The following is a 14,884-nucleotide window of genomic DNA, read 5'->3' on the forward strand; positions in this document are numbered from 1 at the left end:
TTCCTCAGATATTGGATCAGGATGCTTCCTGATCCTTTTGTTTTTCATGGAGAACCATGCTGGCCGAATTCATGCAATAACGTTGGCCGGTGGGGGCCGGGCCGTCCGGGAACATGTGCCCCAGATGGGCCTCGCACCGGCTGCAATGGACCTCGGTACGGGTCATGAAGAACGAGCGGTCGGTCTTGACGCCGACCGCCTCCTCGCTGATCGGCGCCCAGAAACTCGGCCAGCCGGTGCCGCTGTCGTACTTGGTCTCGCTGTCAAACAGCGGCTGACCGCAGCACACGCAGACATAGGTCCCGGGCGTCTTGCTGTCGTGATAGGCGTTGGCGAAGGGCCGCTCGGTGCCGTGCTTGCGCGCGACCTTGTACTGCTCGGGTGTGAGCTGGGCCTTCCACTCGGCATCGGTCTTTTCGATCCTGTCGGCCATCATATCCTCCTCAATCTCAGGTCCCGATATAGATGGTGCCCGACCCCGCTGACGTCACCGTCAGCGGAGCCGGGTGTCGATCACGACTTGCGGCGCGCCTCGAGTACGGTGCCGTCGGCGATCAGGCCGTCGACCTCCTCGGCGCTGAAGCCGTTCTCTTCCAGCAGCTCGCGGCCATGCTCGCCGAAACGCGGCGGGCGGCGCTTGATCTCGCCGGGGGTGCGGGAGAACTTGATCGGGATGCCCCAGCCCTTCCAGCCGTCCTTCTCCGCCGCCATGGCGCGGTGGAGGGTATGCGGATGGGTCATCACCTCCTCGGTGTTGCGCATCGGCCCGACCGGCAGGCCGGCCGCCAGCAGGCGGTCGCACAGCTCGTTGCCATCGACTTCGGCCAGCAGAGCCTGCAGTTCGGCGCGCAGGGAATCCTGATTGTTCAGCCGGTCGCCGTTGGTGGCGTAACGCGGATCGTCGCCCAGCTCCGGCTTGCCCAGCTCCTTGCAGAGCTTCTTGAACGCCCGGTCGTTGCCGCCGGCGACGAAGATGTCGACGGTGGCGGTCTTGAACAGGTCGTAGGGGCTGATGTTCGGATGCTGGTTGCCGGTCAGCTTCGGCACCCGGCCCGACAGCGAGTAGTTGGCGACATGCGGGTGCATGAGCGCCAGACCGCAATCGTACAGGGTCATGTCGATATACTGGCCGTGGCCGGACCGCCCGCGCTCCAGCAGCGCCATCAGGATGGCGTTGCACGAGTACAGGCCGGTGCCGATATCGACCATCGGAATGCCCAGACGGACCGGGCCGGCCTCCGGTGCGCCATTGATCGAGAAATGCCCGACCATCGCCTGGATGATCCCGTCATAGCCCGGGAACCCGCCATAGGGCCCGTCGGCACCGAAGCCGGAGATCCGGCAGTGGACCAGCTTCGGGAAGCGCTCCTTCAGCACCTCCTCGTAGCCCAGGCCCCATTTTTCCATCGAGCCCGGCTTGTAGTTCTCGACCAGGACGTCCGCCTCTTCCAGCAGGCGGAGCAGAACCTCCTTGCCGCGGTCGGTGGACAGGTCGAGGGCGAGCGACCGCTTGTTGCGGTTCACGCCGAGAAAGTAGCTGGCGTCCTTGCCGTCGTCGAACGGCGGGCCCCAGTCGCGGACCTCGTCGCCCTGGGGCGGCTCGATCTTGATGATCTCGGCCCCGTGGTCGCCCAGCATCTGGGTGCAGTACGGCCCGCCGAGCACGCGGGTGCAGTCGACAACCTTGATCCCGGCGAGTGTGCCGCCGGACGTCTTCTCATTCGCCACCGATATCCTCCCGAAGGGTAAGCGGGTGCAGCCTAACGGCGGGGCGGCGAAAGCGGAAGACGCCGAGACCCGTCGGGTCTCTGCTCACGGTTCCGGGGAGAATTCCGTGTAGGTGATCCAGGTCCAGATCCGATCCACCTGGCCGGACTCGTTGCCGAGGATCGGCATGACGATCCGGCGGTAGCGCTCGAACATCTGCCGGCTTTCGATCATCGAGATCCGCTGGCCGCTGTAGCAGCTGCAGGTTTCAACGACCTGGCGGTAGATCGCGACGTCACGGGTGGAATCCGCACCGAAGGCTTCCTCCAGCGTCAGCCCCTTGAGATCCCGGCCGGCGAAATCGACCAGTTGCGTGCCCATGAGCCGGTATCGGAACTGCAGCGGTCCCGCTTCCGGCCGCTCGACATCGAACATGATGGTGGTCGGCAGATAGCTCGGAAAGTCGATCGGCGGGTCGATATCGTCGCGCCGGGGCGCCGGTCCGCCCCGGGCGGCCGCCTTCCAGTAGTCGAACAGCCGAAGAAGCTGCGGATTGTCCAGGGACGCGCCGTCCGATTGCGACGACAACCAGATCGCCCGCTCTTCCAGATCCTTCATGCCAGGGTCACGCTTTCGCAGATGTCGGACAGTCTCACCCCAATCGATGACTCCTACACCGTTAACCATGGACTTCAAACCGCTTCCCGGCGAATGCTAGCCCTTCTCTGACCAAGACTGAACGGCCCATCCATGACCGACCCGAATCGCATCCCCGCCGTCTTCATCCGAGGCGGTACCAGCAAGGGCGTCTTCTTCCACGCCCGCGACCTGCCCGCCGACCAGGCGGCACGGGACGCCCTGTTCCTGACGGTGATCGGCAGCCCGGACCCTTACGGCCGCCAGTTGGACGGGATGGGCGGCGGCTATTCCTCGGTTTCCAAGGCGGTGATCATCGCCCCGTCGGAGCGCGACGACGCCGATGTGGACTTCACCTTCGCCCAGGTGGTGGTGGACAAGCCGCTGGTCGACTACGCCCAGACCTGCGGCAACCTCTCCAGCGCGGTCGGCCCCTTCGCGGTGGACGAAGGGCTGGTGTCGGTGCCCGACGGGCCGACGGTGGTGCGGGTGTTCAACACCAACACCTCGAAGATCTACCACGCCCATTTCGAGGTGCGCGGCGGACGGGCGGTGGAGGTCGGCGACTACGTGCTGGCCGGGGTGTCGGGCAGTGCCGCCCTGGTGCGCCTCGACTATGTGCATCCGGGCGGGGCGATGACCCGGGCCTTCCTGCCCACGGGCAACGCCGTCGACAGCTTCGAGGTGGCGGGGATCGGGCGGGTGGAATCCTCCCTGGTGGACGCGACCAACCCGGTCGTGTTCGTGGATGCCGCCGCCTTCGGCAAGACCGGCACGGAGCACCCGGACGCTCTGGACGCGGACAAGGCCTTCATGGCGGCGATGGACGACCTGCGGCGTCAGGCGGGTGTCGCCATGGGCATGGCCGAACGGCCCCAGGACGTGCCGCTGTCCAACCCGAAGATCGCCATCCTGGCCGGACCGGCGGATTTCACCACCATCGCCGGGGAGCCGGTCCCCGCCGCCGACCACGACATCTTGATCCGCATCCTTTCGATGGAGAAATGCCACAAGGCGGTGACCGGGACGGGCGCGATGTGCCTGTCGGCGGCCTGCGGGGTGGTGGGCTCTGTGCCGCATCGCCTGCGCCGGGGGAGCGACCCGAAGGTCCGGCTGGCCTCGCCCTCGGGGATCGTGGAGCTGGCGGCCGATGTGGGACAGGCGGCGGACGGCACCTGGGAGGCGCGCGCCATCTCCGTGGAACGCACCCAGCGGCGCCTGATGGAAGGCTGGGTGCGTCTGCCGCACGGGTGATCCGTTTTCTCTAACCCACTCCCCGGATTTATTCCGGGGCAAGACTTCAGCTTGCGCGCACGGCTCAGGCGTTGCCCCGGAATAAATCCGGGGAGTGAGCGTACCTTACGAGGGCGGGCAAGGGGACCGGGATCAGACGTCCCCGAACCCCTTGCCCTCTTCCGCCAGCTTCAGCAGCAGCGGGCTCGGGGCCATCCAGGGGCCGTGGGCCTTTTCGAAGGCCTGGAGCTTCGCCGCGATGGTCTTCAGCCCCACCTTGTCGGCCCAGAACATCGGACCGCCGCGGTAGCGCGGGAAGCCGTAGCCGTGCATCCACACCGCATCGATGTCGCTGGCCCGCAGGGCGATGCCCTCGTCCAGGATCTTCGCGCCCTCGTTCACCAGCGGGTAGAGGCAGCGCTCCAGGATCTCCTCGTCGGACACCGATCGGCGCTCAATGCCCAGCTCCTTTGACGTCTCGACGATGATCGCCTCGACCTCGGGATCGGGCTGCGGCGTCCGGCCGTCGGCATAGGCGAACCAGCCCTTGCCGGTCTTCTGTCCGAACCGGCCGAGATCGCAGATCTTGTCGGCGACGGTGCCGGAATAGCGCCCGTTGGATGGCTTGCCGCCGTTGGCCTTGATCTGCTCCTGACGCACCCGCCAGCCGACATCGTTGCCGGCCAGATCGCACATGGCGAACGGTCCCATGGGCATGCCGAAATCGTACAGCACCCGGTCCACGTCCTGGGGCAGCGCGCCCTCCTCCACCAGGAACATCGCCTCGCGCAGATACTGGTGCAGCATCCGGTTGCCGACGAAGCCGTGGCAGACCCCGACCAGCACGCCGACCTTGCCCAGGGTCTTGGACAGGTCCATGACCGTGGCGATCACGTCGGCAGCGGTCTTCTCGCCGCGCACGTTCTCCATCAGCCGCATGACGTTGGCCGGGCTGAAGAAGTGGGTCCCGATCACGTCCTGCGGCCGCTGGGTGGCCGCGGCGATCTCGTTCACGTCGAGCGTCGACGTGTTCGTCGCCAGGATCGCGCCAGGCTTGCAGATGCCGTCGAGCCTGGCGAACAGCTGCTTCTTCACGGCCATGTCCTCGAACACGGCCTCCACCACCATGTCGACATCCGCCAGCGCCGCCATGTCGGTGGTGCCGGTGATCAGGCCCATGCGTTTGTCCATTGCCGCCTGGGCCAGCCGGCCCTTGGAGACGGTGGCGGCGTAGTTCTTCCTGATCTTCTCGATACCCGCGTCCAGAGCCGCCTGCTCACTCTCGACCACCGTCACCGGCAGGCCGGCATTGGCGAAGACCATGGCGATCCCCCCACCCATGGTGCCGCAGCCCACGACGCCGACCTTCTGCACCGGCCGGGTCGGGGTGTCCTTGGGCACGTCGGGGATCTTGGCCACCTCGCGCTCGGCGAAGAAGGCGTGGCGCATGGACTGCGCCTCCACCGCGTTGACCAGTTGCTCGAACTCGGCGCGCTCGAACTTCAGCCCCTCGGCGAGGTCGAGACGGGTCGCGGCCTCCACGCAGCGCACACAGGCATAGGGCGCGTTCATGCCGCGCGCCCGCTTGGCCATGGATTTGCGGAAGTCGTCGAACAGCCCCGGATTGTCCTTGGCCTCCTGCAGCTTGTCGGTGCGCTGGCCCGAGCGGGGCAGCGGCGCGTCCGACGCGGCAAGCCGTTCGGCGGCGGCGACGGCCGCATCGATCACCGCGGCGACGTCGCCGTCCACCAGTTCGTCGACTATACCGGCCTCATAGGCCTCCTTCTCGGAGATCAGCCGGCCGGAGACGATCAGCTCCAGCGCCTTGGACACCCCGGCGACCCGCGGCATGCGCTGGGTTCCGCCGGCGCCCGGCAGGATGCCGAGGGTGACCTCGGGCAGGCCGAGCTTGGTCTTCGGCCCGCAGACCCGGTAGTGGCAACCCAGCGCCAGCTCCATGCCGCCGCCGGCCGCCACGCCGTGAATGGCGGCGACCACCGGCTTGTCGAGGCCTTCCATGTCGTCGAGGATCGGCGTCAGACGGCGCACATGCTCCGGAGGGGTGGTGCCGAACTCGCGGATGTCGGCGCCGGCGCAGAACATCCGCCCGTCGCCGGTCAGCACGATCCCGTCGACCTCCGGATCGCCACCTAGCCTGGCGACCGCCGCGTCCAGCCCTTCGCGCACCGGCCAGCCCAGGCCGTTCACCGGCGGATTGTTCAGCCGCAGCAGCGCGATACGCCCACGGCGCTCTTCGATCACGGCGCTCATCTCGTTTCCTCTCGGGTTTGGTCTTTTCCGTTGCGTCTTCGATATCAGGCTGCGCCGGACCTTGCCAGACGACACGAAGCCCGCGACGCTATCGAAAAAATACAACCGGGAGGAGACGGGCGTGACAATGGTCAATCTGGCCCATGCGCTGGAGGCCTCGGCGGCGCTGTATCCGGCGCGCGAGGCCGTGGTCTGTGGCCCCCGTCGACTGACCTACCGGGAGCTCGACCGCGCAGCGAGCCGGCTGGCCGCCGGATTGGCGGATCGCGGCATCGGTCCGGGCAGCATCGTGGCGCTGGCCTGCCCCAACCTCCCCGCCTTCCCCATCGCCTATTTCGCCATCCTGAAGACCGGCGCCACCGTGCTGCCGGTCAGCCTGCTGCTGAAGGCCGACGAGATCGCCTACATGCTCGGCCATTCGAAAGCCGCCGCCTTGCTGTGCCATGTGGGCTCCGAGACGGCGCAGATCGGCCGGGAGGGGCTGGCGGCGTTCGAGCGGACGCAGAGTTGCGCGCACTTCGCCTGGATCGCCGCGGAAGACGGGTCCCGGCCGGTGGACGGGCATCCGTCCCTGGACGACCTCGCGGCCGAAGTGGACGCATTCGACACCGTCAACCGCTCGGCCGCCGACACCGCCGTGGTGGTCTACACATCGGGCACGACTGGACGGCCCAAGGGGGCGGAGCTGACCCATTCCAACCTGCTGATCCACGCGCTGATGATCCGCAACAACGGAACCTGGGACAGCGACGAGGTGCTGCTGGTGGCCCTGCCCCTCTTCCACATCTTCGGCCAGATCTGCCAGATGGCGGCCGGACTGTCCGGCGGGGCGACCCTGGTGCTGGTACCGAAGTTCGATGCCGCCACGGTCCTGCGGCTGATGCGGAGCGAGGGTGTCACCCGGTTCTCCGGCGTGCCGACCATGTACTGGGCGATGCTGAACCACGCCGAAAAGGAGGGCATCGGGGCCGAGGCCTTCGCCAGCATCCGGGGCGCGACCTCGGGCGGGGCGTCCATGCCGGTGGATATCATGCGCCGGTTCGACGCCCGCTTCGGCACCGAGATCCGCGAGGGCTACGGGCTGAGCGAGACCTCGCCGGCGGCCACCACCCATGCGCCGGGCATGCCGCGCAAGCCGGGCTCGGTGGGAACCCCGCTCTGGGGCGTGCAGGTGCGGATCGTGGACGATGACGGTAACCCGATGCCGACCGGCGAACGCGGCGAGGTGGTCGTGCGCGGCCACTGCGTGATGAAGGGGTATCTGAACGACCCGGAGGCGACGGCAGAGGCGTTCCGTGGCGGCTGGTTCCACACCGGCGATATCGGCCTTCTGGATGCGGACGGCTATCTGTTCATCGTCGACCGCAAGAAGGAGATGATCATCCGCAACGGGATGAACGTCTATCCGCGCGAGGTGGAGGAGATCCTGATCTCCCACCCGGAGATCTCCCTGGTCGCGGTGATCGGCGTGCCGCATGAGGAGCACGGCCAAGAGGTCAAGGCGGTCGCCGTGCGGGCGCCCGGGTCGGCGGTCTGCGAAAGCAGCCTCATCGCCTGGGCGCGGGACCAGATGGGGGCGCACAAGTATCCGCGCATCGTGGAGTTCCGGGATGCGCTGCCGATGAACGCGACGGGAAAGATCCTGAAGCGGGAGCTGAGTTAGCGGCCGGCTGCCCATACCCCTTTCGCCGTCATCCCGGCCAGCCCCGGACCTGATCCGGGGATGGGCCGGGACCCTGGACCAGGCGACGGGGCTGGGTCCCGGCCGATCTCCGGGTCGAGCCCGGAGTTCGCCGGGATGACGGAGGAGGGATATTGTTCCGCCTCATTCCTCACCTCACCTCGGTGGGTCAGCGGGTCCCCTATCCCGTCCGTCGCACCCGTTTCGGACACGGAACGACCGTTCCCGCCAGCGGGTTGAACTCGCTGCGGTCGGTCTTGGCGAGACTGCGGCCGTAGAGGTGCAGCGACAGGGACGGCCGGTCGGAATCGTTGCGGATCGAGTGGATGTCGTCCGGCCGGAAGGTCTTCACCACGCCGCCGGTTACCACAGTCTCCCCCGCCTGCTCCAGGGAGGCCCTGCCCGGCTCCGCCCCGTCGTCGAGGCGCCGCCAGTCGACATTGATCTCCTCCCCCGCCAGCCCCATCACCACACCCCAGGTCTGGTGGTCGTGCGGCGCCACGCCCCGGCCCGGCTCCCAGCACACGGTCTCCAGCAGGAAGCCGTCATCCTCCTCCTCGTGCAGGACCGAGATACCGAAGCCCTGATTGGCGTCGGTCTCGTACAGCTCGTCGACGATCCATGAGGTGTCGCGGGCCAGGGGCGCCAGCCGGTCGGTCAGGGCGGCCAGCATCGGCTCACCCGCCGGCTCCTCGCCCAGGATGCGGCGGATATCGGCGACCAGGGTCTCGATCATCGCAGGTACTCCGTTCTTGGTTTCAGCCATCATCCCATCGGCACCCGGCCGGCAAAACCCGCAAACGCCGACCAAGGTCATTGCGGGGCCGGATCGATTGAAACCAGATAAAAAGATACATAACGCCAGTCCCAGCGACGTCCGGCGCCTGTCGCCCCATCGGAAACTGCATATCCAGTCACGAGTCGCCCGTTCGTCGCCGCACACCGGGGCACCGAGTTTCCGCCTCTCGACGCCCCTCGCCCGCCGGGGCTACCCTCTCGGCAACCAAGAAGGATCCATCAAGCACAAGTGAGGAAACCGTGTCGGGCAAGACCGTCCATATCGGCTGCGGAGCCGGCTTCGCCGGAGACCGCTGGGACGCCGCCGTTCCCGTCGTCGCCACGCTCGCCACCCGCGAGGGGCCGCGTTACCTGATGTACGAGACCCTGGCCGAGCGCACCCTGGCGCTGGCCCAGCAGGCCAAGATCGAGGACCCGTCGAAGGGCTACTCGCCGTATCTGGAGCGCATCCTGCGCCCGGTCCTGGCCAAGGCGAAGGCGGCCCGCATCAAGGTCGTCTCCAATTTCGGCGCCGCCAATCCGGGCGCCGGGGCGAAGCGCATCCTGGAGATGGCCAGGGAGGAAGGCATCGACGGCCTCAAGGTCGCCGTCGTGGAAGGCGACGACCTGACCGCGGTGATGAGCGAAGGCGACATCCGCGGCCACAAGGCGGTGGAAGGACTGGAGATGCCCGAGGGCAAGCTGGTCGCCGCCAACGTCTATCTCGGAGCGCAGGCCATCGCGGACGCGCTTGCCATGGGCGCCGACGTGGTGGTGGTCGGCCGCTGCGCCGATCCGGCACTGGCGCTGGGCCCTCTGATCCACGAGCACGGCTGGAGCCTGGAGGATCTCGACCGCATCGCCGCCGGCACCATGTGCGGCCATCTGCTGGAATGCGGCGCCCAGGTCACCGGCGGCTACTTCGCCGATCCCGGCTACAAGGACGTCCCCGATTTCGGCCATGTCGGCTTCCCGATCGCCGAGGTGGAGGCCGACGGCACCGTCACCATAACCAAGGCCGACAAGACCGGCGGGCTGGTCAGCCACCGCACGGTGAAGGAACAGCTGCTTTACGAGATGCACGACCCGGCCAACTACCTCACCCCCGACGTGGTGCTGGACATCACCGGCGTGGCCATCGAGGAGGTCGGCCCCGACCGGGTGAAGATCACCGGGGCGAAGGGCAAGCAGCGTCCGCCGACCCTGAAGGCGACGGTCAGCTTCGAAGGCGGCTGGATGGGCGAAGGCGAGATCACCTATGCCGGCCCGAACGCCCGGCGCCGGGCGGAGCTGGCGATCGAGGCGCTGCAGACCCGGGTGCGCGATCTCGGCACCAACTGGCCGCTGCGCTTCGACCTGATCGGCACGGTCTCCACCTTCGACGGAGACGGCGGCGACCTGCGGAGCGCCGCGGACTGGGATACCGACGGCGAATACCGGGTCCGGATGGCGACCAAGGGGCCGGACAGGCAGATGGCCCAATGGATCGCCGACGAGGTGCTGTCGCTCTACTGCTCGGGTCCCGCCGGCGGCGGCGGGGTGCGGCACCGCATCGTGCCGCAGATCACCACGGCCTCCATCCTGGTCGACCGCGCCAAGGTCTCGGCCTCCGCCCGTCTCGTCGAGGAGACTGCCCGATGACCGACGAGAAGAACCGCCGCGTGCTGCGCGTCCCGCTGCACGAGGTCGCCCATGGCCGCACCGGCGACAAGGGCAACCGGGTCAATATCAGCCTGATTCCGTATCACGAGGCTGCCTTCCCCTATCTGCGCGAGCAGGTGACGGAGGCGGCGGTCAAGCAGCACTTCGCCCATAAGGGCGCGAGCGCGGTGACCCGCTATGAGCTGCCGACCTTCCCCGCCTTCAACTTCGTCATCGACGACGTGCTGGAAGGCGGGGTGAACGGGGCGCTGAACCTGGATACCCACGGCAAGTCCTTCGCCTTCCACCTGCTGGCGATGGAGGTGGACATGCCCGAGGACCTGGTGCTGCACCCCGAGAAAGGCGCCCGCTGAATCACAAGGGCGCACGACCGGACATCGCGGCCGTGCGCCCTGCTTCCTGGCGGCGGTGCCAGCCGCGTCAGTCGTGCCCGGCCTCGGCGGGCGTGGCCGCACGGGTGTCGGTGCTCGGGGACTGATCCTTCAGCGCCCAGGCCAGGGCCGTCATGCCGAGCACGATCGAGACGATCGTTCCGCCCAGCACGCCGATACGCACAGCCGACTGGAGTGCCGGATCGGAGAAGGCCAGCGTGCCGATGAACAGCGACATGGTGAAGCCGATGCCCGCAAGTTGGGACACGCCGTAGAGCTTCAGCCAGTTCACGCCGTCCGGAAGGTTGGCCCAGCCGAGGCGCACCGCGATCCAGCAGGCGCCGAGAATGCCGATCGGCTTGCCGACCACCAGACCGGCGGCGATGCCCAGGGGCACGGGGGCAAACAGATCCGAGACGGACATCCCGGCAAGGGGGACGCCCGCATTGGCGAAGGCGAACAGCGGCAGGATCATGAACGCGACCCACGGGTGCAGCACGTGCTCCAGCACCTCCAGGGGAGAACCGCCTTCACGGAACTCGCCTTCCTTGCCGCGCAGCGGCAGCGTGAAGGCGACGACAACGCCGGCCAGCGTGGCATGGACGCCGGACTTCAGCACGGCAACCCAGATCACCAGGCCGACCACGATGTAGAGGCCGATCCGCTTGACCCCGAGCAGGTTCATCGCCAGCAGCACGGCGAAGCCGGCGGCGGCGATGCCGAGAGCGCCCAGGGACAGGTTGGCCGTATAGAACAGGGCGATGACGACGATTGCGCCGAGATCGTCCAGCACCGCCAGGGCCAGCAGGAAGATCTTCAGACCCGCCGGCGCCCGCGAGCCGACCAGTGCGAGCGCGCCGAGCGCGAAGGCGATGTCGGTGGCCGCCGGGATCGCCCAGCCGCCGAGGGTCTCCGGCGTGGCGGCGTTCAGGGCGACGTAGATCAGCGCCGGCACCGCCATGCCGCCGATGGCGCCGAACGCCGGAAGGCTCGCGGCCCGCAGCGACGACAGCTTGCCCTGGATCACCTCGCGTTTGATCTCGAGGCCGACGAGGAAGAAGAAGATCGCCATCAGGCCGTCGTTGATCCAGAGGAGCAACGGCTTCTCGATCCCGACATCCTCGACGGTCACCGAGACGAAGGCGAGCAGCAGGCGATCGTACAGTCCGGCAAACAGGGAATTATCGGCGATCAGGGCGATCACCGCGGCGATGGCGAGCAGAACGCCCGGCGCCGCTTCGTGATGGAAAAGTGCGGCAAGCGTAGGCTTCCCTGCCGCGAGATTGGGGGTCGTCGTCATGGCGATCTCCATACCCGCGGATTGGCGCCCGCGATGCTTTTGAGAGTCTATATCCTCCCTATTTAGGTATTCAGGCGCTGTTCGCAAACTTGAATACGGTCCCGGCCTTCAATTTCTCCTGAACGGTGCGCTCCTGAGCGTTCAGACGTTCGATGTCCGCCGGCTTCATCTCGTCGGCCAGCGCTTTCATCGCGTCGCTCCATTTCGGCAGATTGTTGTCGATTTCAGCCTTCACCCGCCGCATCTCGTTGAGCTTGTCGAACTCGCTCTGGATCCGCTCCTCGATGCCGCTGTTGCGGAGCTCGACATAGTCGCGGTGGTTTGGAAGGACCTGGGCGATCGCCGGGATCACGGCGTTGGCGTAGTTCTGGTCCGCATCGGTCCGCGAGGCCGACTGGATGCTCAGGAACGACCAGCCCTGGACCGAGCCGAGACGGTACGAGCCGAGATTGCAGACGTCGAAGACATACTGAGCGGGATAGTTCTGGGCCAGTTCCTCCAGGGTCCGCAGCGCCTTGGTGGAATTCACGAAGGTTTCGCGCATCGCCCGCAGCAGCACGTCGACCTTGGCGCGGTGGCGGGAAAAGAACGCGTGGTCCTCTTTCAACCTATTATAGTTTCTCTCCTGCTTGCGGATCTCCGAGCCAAGTTTTTCGGCAGATTTGTACCCTGCATCGAGCAACTTCACGTAAGAGCGGAAGGCCTCCACAGCGTCTACGCCCTTGGTGGCTTCCTTCAGCAACTTTTCGAGATTGTTTGGAAGAGTTGAGGCCATCGTGTCCGAGCGTCGCGGTTTCCACAGCCAGTGTATCGAACATTCTGGTTTACAGATCCTTAAAGCAAAACACTGGCAATCGCCTATCGGCGCATGCGAGGCTCGACCTTCGCACGCATCGCGGTGCGACACCGTCGATCATCCCATCTGAACCGCAGGCTCTCCATGCATCGTTTTGAAGACGCCCGACTGCTGACCGGCGGCGGCCGTTACGTCGAGGATGTCCGCCCGGCCGACGCCCTGTCGATGCGCGTACTGCGCTCCCCCGCCGCGCATGGGCGGATCTCGGCTCTTGAGATCGACTCGGCCCGCGAATTGCCGGGCGTGGTCGCGATCCTGACGGCGGCGGATCTGGCGGCGTTCGGAATCGGCCCGATGACGGCGCTGTCGCCGGTGAACAATGCGGACGGCTCTCCCATGGCCGAGCCGCGCCGGCCGGTCCTGGCCGAGGGTGAGGTCAAATATGTCGGCCAGCCGATCGCCGCCATCCTCGCCGAATCCGACTCGACCGCAGAAGACGCCCTGGAGGCGATCCTGCTGGATATCGATGAGCTGCCCAGCGTCACCGATCCGGAATCGGCCTTCGACGGCGCGGTGCAGATCTGGCCGGAGGTCCCGGGCAACGTCGCCATCGACTGGGAGAAGGGCAACCGGGAGGAGACCGAGGCGGCCTTCGCCGCCGCCGCCCATGTGATCGAGCTGACCGTGCGGCACCCGCGCGTCGCCATCCAGCCGATCGAGACCCGCGGCTGCATTGGCGCCTTCGATCCGGAAACCGGCCGCTACACGCTCACCACCCCGTCCCAGGGCGTGATGTCGCTCAAGGGCGCGATGGCCACGTATCTGGGCGTCGACGCCGACCTCGTGCGCGTCGTCACCGAGGATGTGGGCGGCAGCTTCGCCGTCAAAATCTGGCCCTATCCGGAGCAGGTGCTGGTCCTGGCCGCCGCCAAGGCGACCGGACGGCCCGTCGCCTGGCAGGCCTCGCGCACCGAGAGTTTCGTGTCCGATGCCATGGGCCGCGGCCGGGTCGACCGTGCCGCCCTCGCCCTGGATGCGGAGGGCAGGTTCCTCGGCTTCAAGATCGACGCGCTCGCCGATATCGGCGCCTATTGGAACGCGGTGAACCCGGCCATCGTCACCGGCGGCGCGGTGCGGACCTTCGGCCACTGCTACCGGATCCCGGGGATGCACTACCGGGTGCGCGGCGTCTTCACCAACGCCATGACCACCGATGCCTATCGCGGGGCCGGCAAGCCGGAGAGCGGCGGCACCCTGGAACGGCTGATCGACGTCGCCGCCGACCGGCTGGGCATCGACCGGATGGACCTGCGTCGGCGCAACCTGATCACCCCCGATCTGCTGCCCTATACGACGGCGATGAGCGAGACCATCGACGGCGGCGACTTCCCCAACATCTTCGCCCGCATCCACGAGATCAGCGAGGCCGAGGGTATCGGCCGGCGCAAGCAGGACAGCGAGCGGGCGGGGAAGCGGCGCGGCTTCGCCATCGGCACCCACATGCACGCCACCGGCGGGTCGGTCGCCGAGCGCTCGGAAGTGCGCGCCCTGCCCGACGGCTCGGTACTGGTGCGCACCGGCACCCAGGATTCCGGCCAGGGCCACCGCACCGCGCTCGCCATGGTCGCCGCCGAGGCGCTGGAGATCCCGGTCGAGCGCATCCGCGTCGAACAGGGCGACAGCGACTTTCTCGCCAAGGGCGGCGGCACCGGCGGCTCCAACCTGATGCCGATCGCCGCCAACACCGTCCACCGCACCGCCCTGCACATGCTCGACAAGGCCAAGCAGGTCGCCGGCCACTTGCTGGAGGCGGCTCCCGTCGACATCGAATACGGGCTGGGCGACTTCCGCATCGCCGGTACCGACCGGAAGATCAGCCTCGCCGACGTCGCCGCCGGCTGGGATGGCATCCCGCCGGAACAGTATGACGGCGATCTCGGCACCGGCTGCATGGCCCAGCTCGATTTCGAAGGCCTGCACACCACCTTCCCCAACGGCTCCTATGCCGTGGAGGTGGAGGTCGACCCCGACACCGGCCATGTCCGCATCGACCGGTTCAGCGGCGTCGACGATCTCGGTCGGGTGATCAACGAGCAGACCGCCCGCGGCCAGCTCCATGGCGGAATCGGCCAGGCCATCGGCGAGGCGCTGATGGAGGTGATGGTGCACGATCCGGACTCCGGACAGGTGCTGTCCGGCTCGCTGATGGACTACGCCCTGCCCCGGGCCGACGACATGCCGCTGTTCGACCTGCACTGGGCACCGACCGCCAGCCCGAACAGCCTGATCGGCGCCAAGGGCGTGGGCGAGGTCTCCTCCATCGGCGCGCCCGGGGTGATCGTGAATGCCGCGCTCGACGCCCTGCGCCCGCTCGGCGTGGAGCATGTCGACCTGCCGCTGACCCCGGAAAAGGTCTGGCGCGCCATCCACGACGCCCGGTCCTGACAGAC

General features: G+C 67.4%; 12 protein-coding genes. 5 read left to right on the forward strand and 7 right to left on the reverse strand.

From position 1 onward, the window contains the following. Positions 1-16: 16 nt before the first annotated feature. The 3 genes from msrB to T8K17_RS19600 form a co-directional block, all read right to left on the reverse strand. Positions 17-433: a peptide-methionine (R)-S-oxide reductase MsrB gene (gene msrB / locus T8K17_RS19590; protein ID WP_322331410.1), complete on the reverse strand. Its 417-nt coding sequence runs from the start codon at positions 431-433 to the stop codon at positions 17-19. Between the two features lie 80 nt (positions 434-513). Next, complete coding sequence (locus T8K17_RS19595; protein ID WP_322331411.1) at positions 514-1,728, reverse strand: CoA transferase; 1,215 nt, start codon at positions 1,726-1,728, stop codon at positions 514-516. 84 nt (positions 1,729-1,812) lie between these two features. Next, positions 1,813-2,325 (reverse strand): PAS domain-containing protein, encoded by a 513-nt coding sequence (locus T8K17_RS19600; RefSeq protein WP_322331412.1) that lies wholly within the window; start codon positions 2,323-2,325, stop codon positions 1,813-1,815. A gap of 132 nt (positions 2,326-2,457) precedes the next feature. Here T8K17_RS19600 and T8K17_RS19605 point away from each other — a divergent pair, with 132 nt between their 5' ends. Further along, positions 2,458-3,597, forward strand: coding sequence for a 2-methylaconitate cis-trans isomerase PrpF family protein (locus T8K17_RS19605; RefSeq protein WP_322331413.1), 1,140 nt, complete (start codon positions 2,458-2,460; stop codon positions 3,595-3,597). A 132-nt stretch (positions 3,598-3,729) separates the two neighbouring features. On the opposite strand, the gene T8K17_RS19610 is transcribed toward T8K17_RS19605, so the two are convergent. After that, positions 3,730-5,847 (reverse strand): 3-hydroxyacyl-CoA dehydrogenase NAD-binding domain-containing protein, encoded by a 2,118-nt coding sequence (locus T8K17_RS19610; protein WP_322331414.1) that lies wholly within the window; start codon positions 5,845-5,847, stop codon positions 3,730-3,732. Positions 5,848-5,974: 127 nt separating this feature from the next. Here T8K17_RS19610 and T8K17_RS19615 point away from each other — a divergent pair, with 127 nt between their 5' ends. Then, positions 5,975-7,510, forward strand: coding sequence for a long-chain fatty acid--CoA ligase (locus T8K17_RS19615; RefSeq protein ID WP_322334989.1), 1,536 nt, complete (start codon positions 5,975-5,977; stop codon positions 7,508-7,510). 199 nt (positions 7,511-7,709) lie between these two features. Here T8K17_RS19615 and T8K17_RS19620 read toward each other — a convergent pair whose 3' ends face one another. After that, positions 7,710-8,294: a cysteine dioxygenase family protein gene (locus tag T8K17_RS19620; protein ID WP_322331415.1), complete on the reverse strand. Its 585-nt coding sequence runs from the start codon at positions 8,292-8,294 to the stop codon at positions 7,710-7,712. A 272-nt stretch (positions 8,295-8,566) separates the two neighbouring features. Here T8K17_RS19620 and T8K17_RS19625 point away from each other — a divergent pair, with 272 nt between their 5' ends. Together T8K17_RS19625 and T8K17_RS19630 are read left to right on the forward strand one after the other, a co-directional pair. Then, positions 8,567-9,946: an acyclic terpene utilization AtuA family protein gene (locus T8K17_RS19625; RefSeq protein WP_322331416.1), complete on the forward strand. Its 1,380-nt coding sequence runs from the start codon at positions 8,567-8,569 to the stop codon at positions 9,944-9,946. Then, positions 9,943-10,320 carry a hypothetical protein gene (locus T8K17_RS19630; protein ID WP_322331417.1) on the forward strand — a complete coding sequence of 126 codons (378 nt, stop codon included), beginning with the start codon at positions 9,943-9,945 and terminating at the stop codon, positions 10,318-10,320. Before T8K17_RS19625 ends, T8K17_RS19630 begins: the two co-directional genes overlap by 4 nt. Before the next feature lie 67 nt (positions 10,321-10,387). On the opposite strand, the gene nhaA is transcribed toward T8K17_RS19630, so the two are convergent. Beyond that, entirely contained in the window at positions 10,388-11,638 is a 1,251-nt protein-coding gene (gene nhaA, locus T8K17_RS19635) for a Na+/H+ antiporter NhaA (protein WP_322331418.1), read from the reverse strand. Positions 11,639-11,708: 70 nt separating this feature from the next. Further along, positions 11,709-12,245, reverse strand: coding sequence for a hypothetical protein (locus T8K17_RS19640; RefSeq protein ID WP_322331419.1), 537 nt, complete (start codon positions 12,243-12,245; stop codon positions 11,709-11,711). A gap of 333 nt (positions 12,246-12,578) precedes the next feature. Between T8K17_RS19640 and T8K17_RS19645 the strand changes: the two genes are divergently transcribed. Further along, the gene (locus T8K17_RS19645) at positions 12,579-14,879 is read left to right on the forward strand and encodes a xanthine dehydrogenase family protein molybdopterin-binding subunit (RefSeq protein ID WP_322331420.1); all 2,301 of its coding nucleotides are present in this window, start codon (positions 12,579-12,581) and stop codon (positions 14,877-14,879) included. Positions 14,880-14,884 lie beyond the last annotated feature (5 nt).

This window comes from Thalassobaculum sp. OXR-137 (assembly GCF_034377285.1).
Lineage (GTDB): Bacteria > Pseudomonadota > Alphaproteobacteria > Thalassobaculales > Thalassobaculaceae > Thalassobaculum.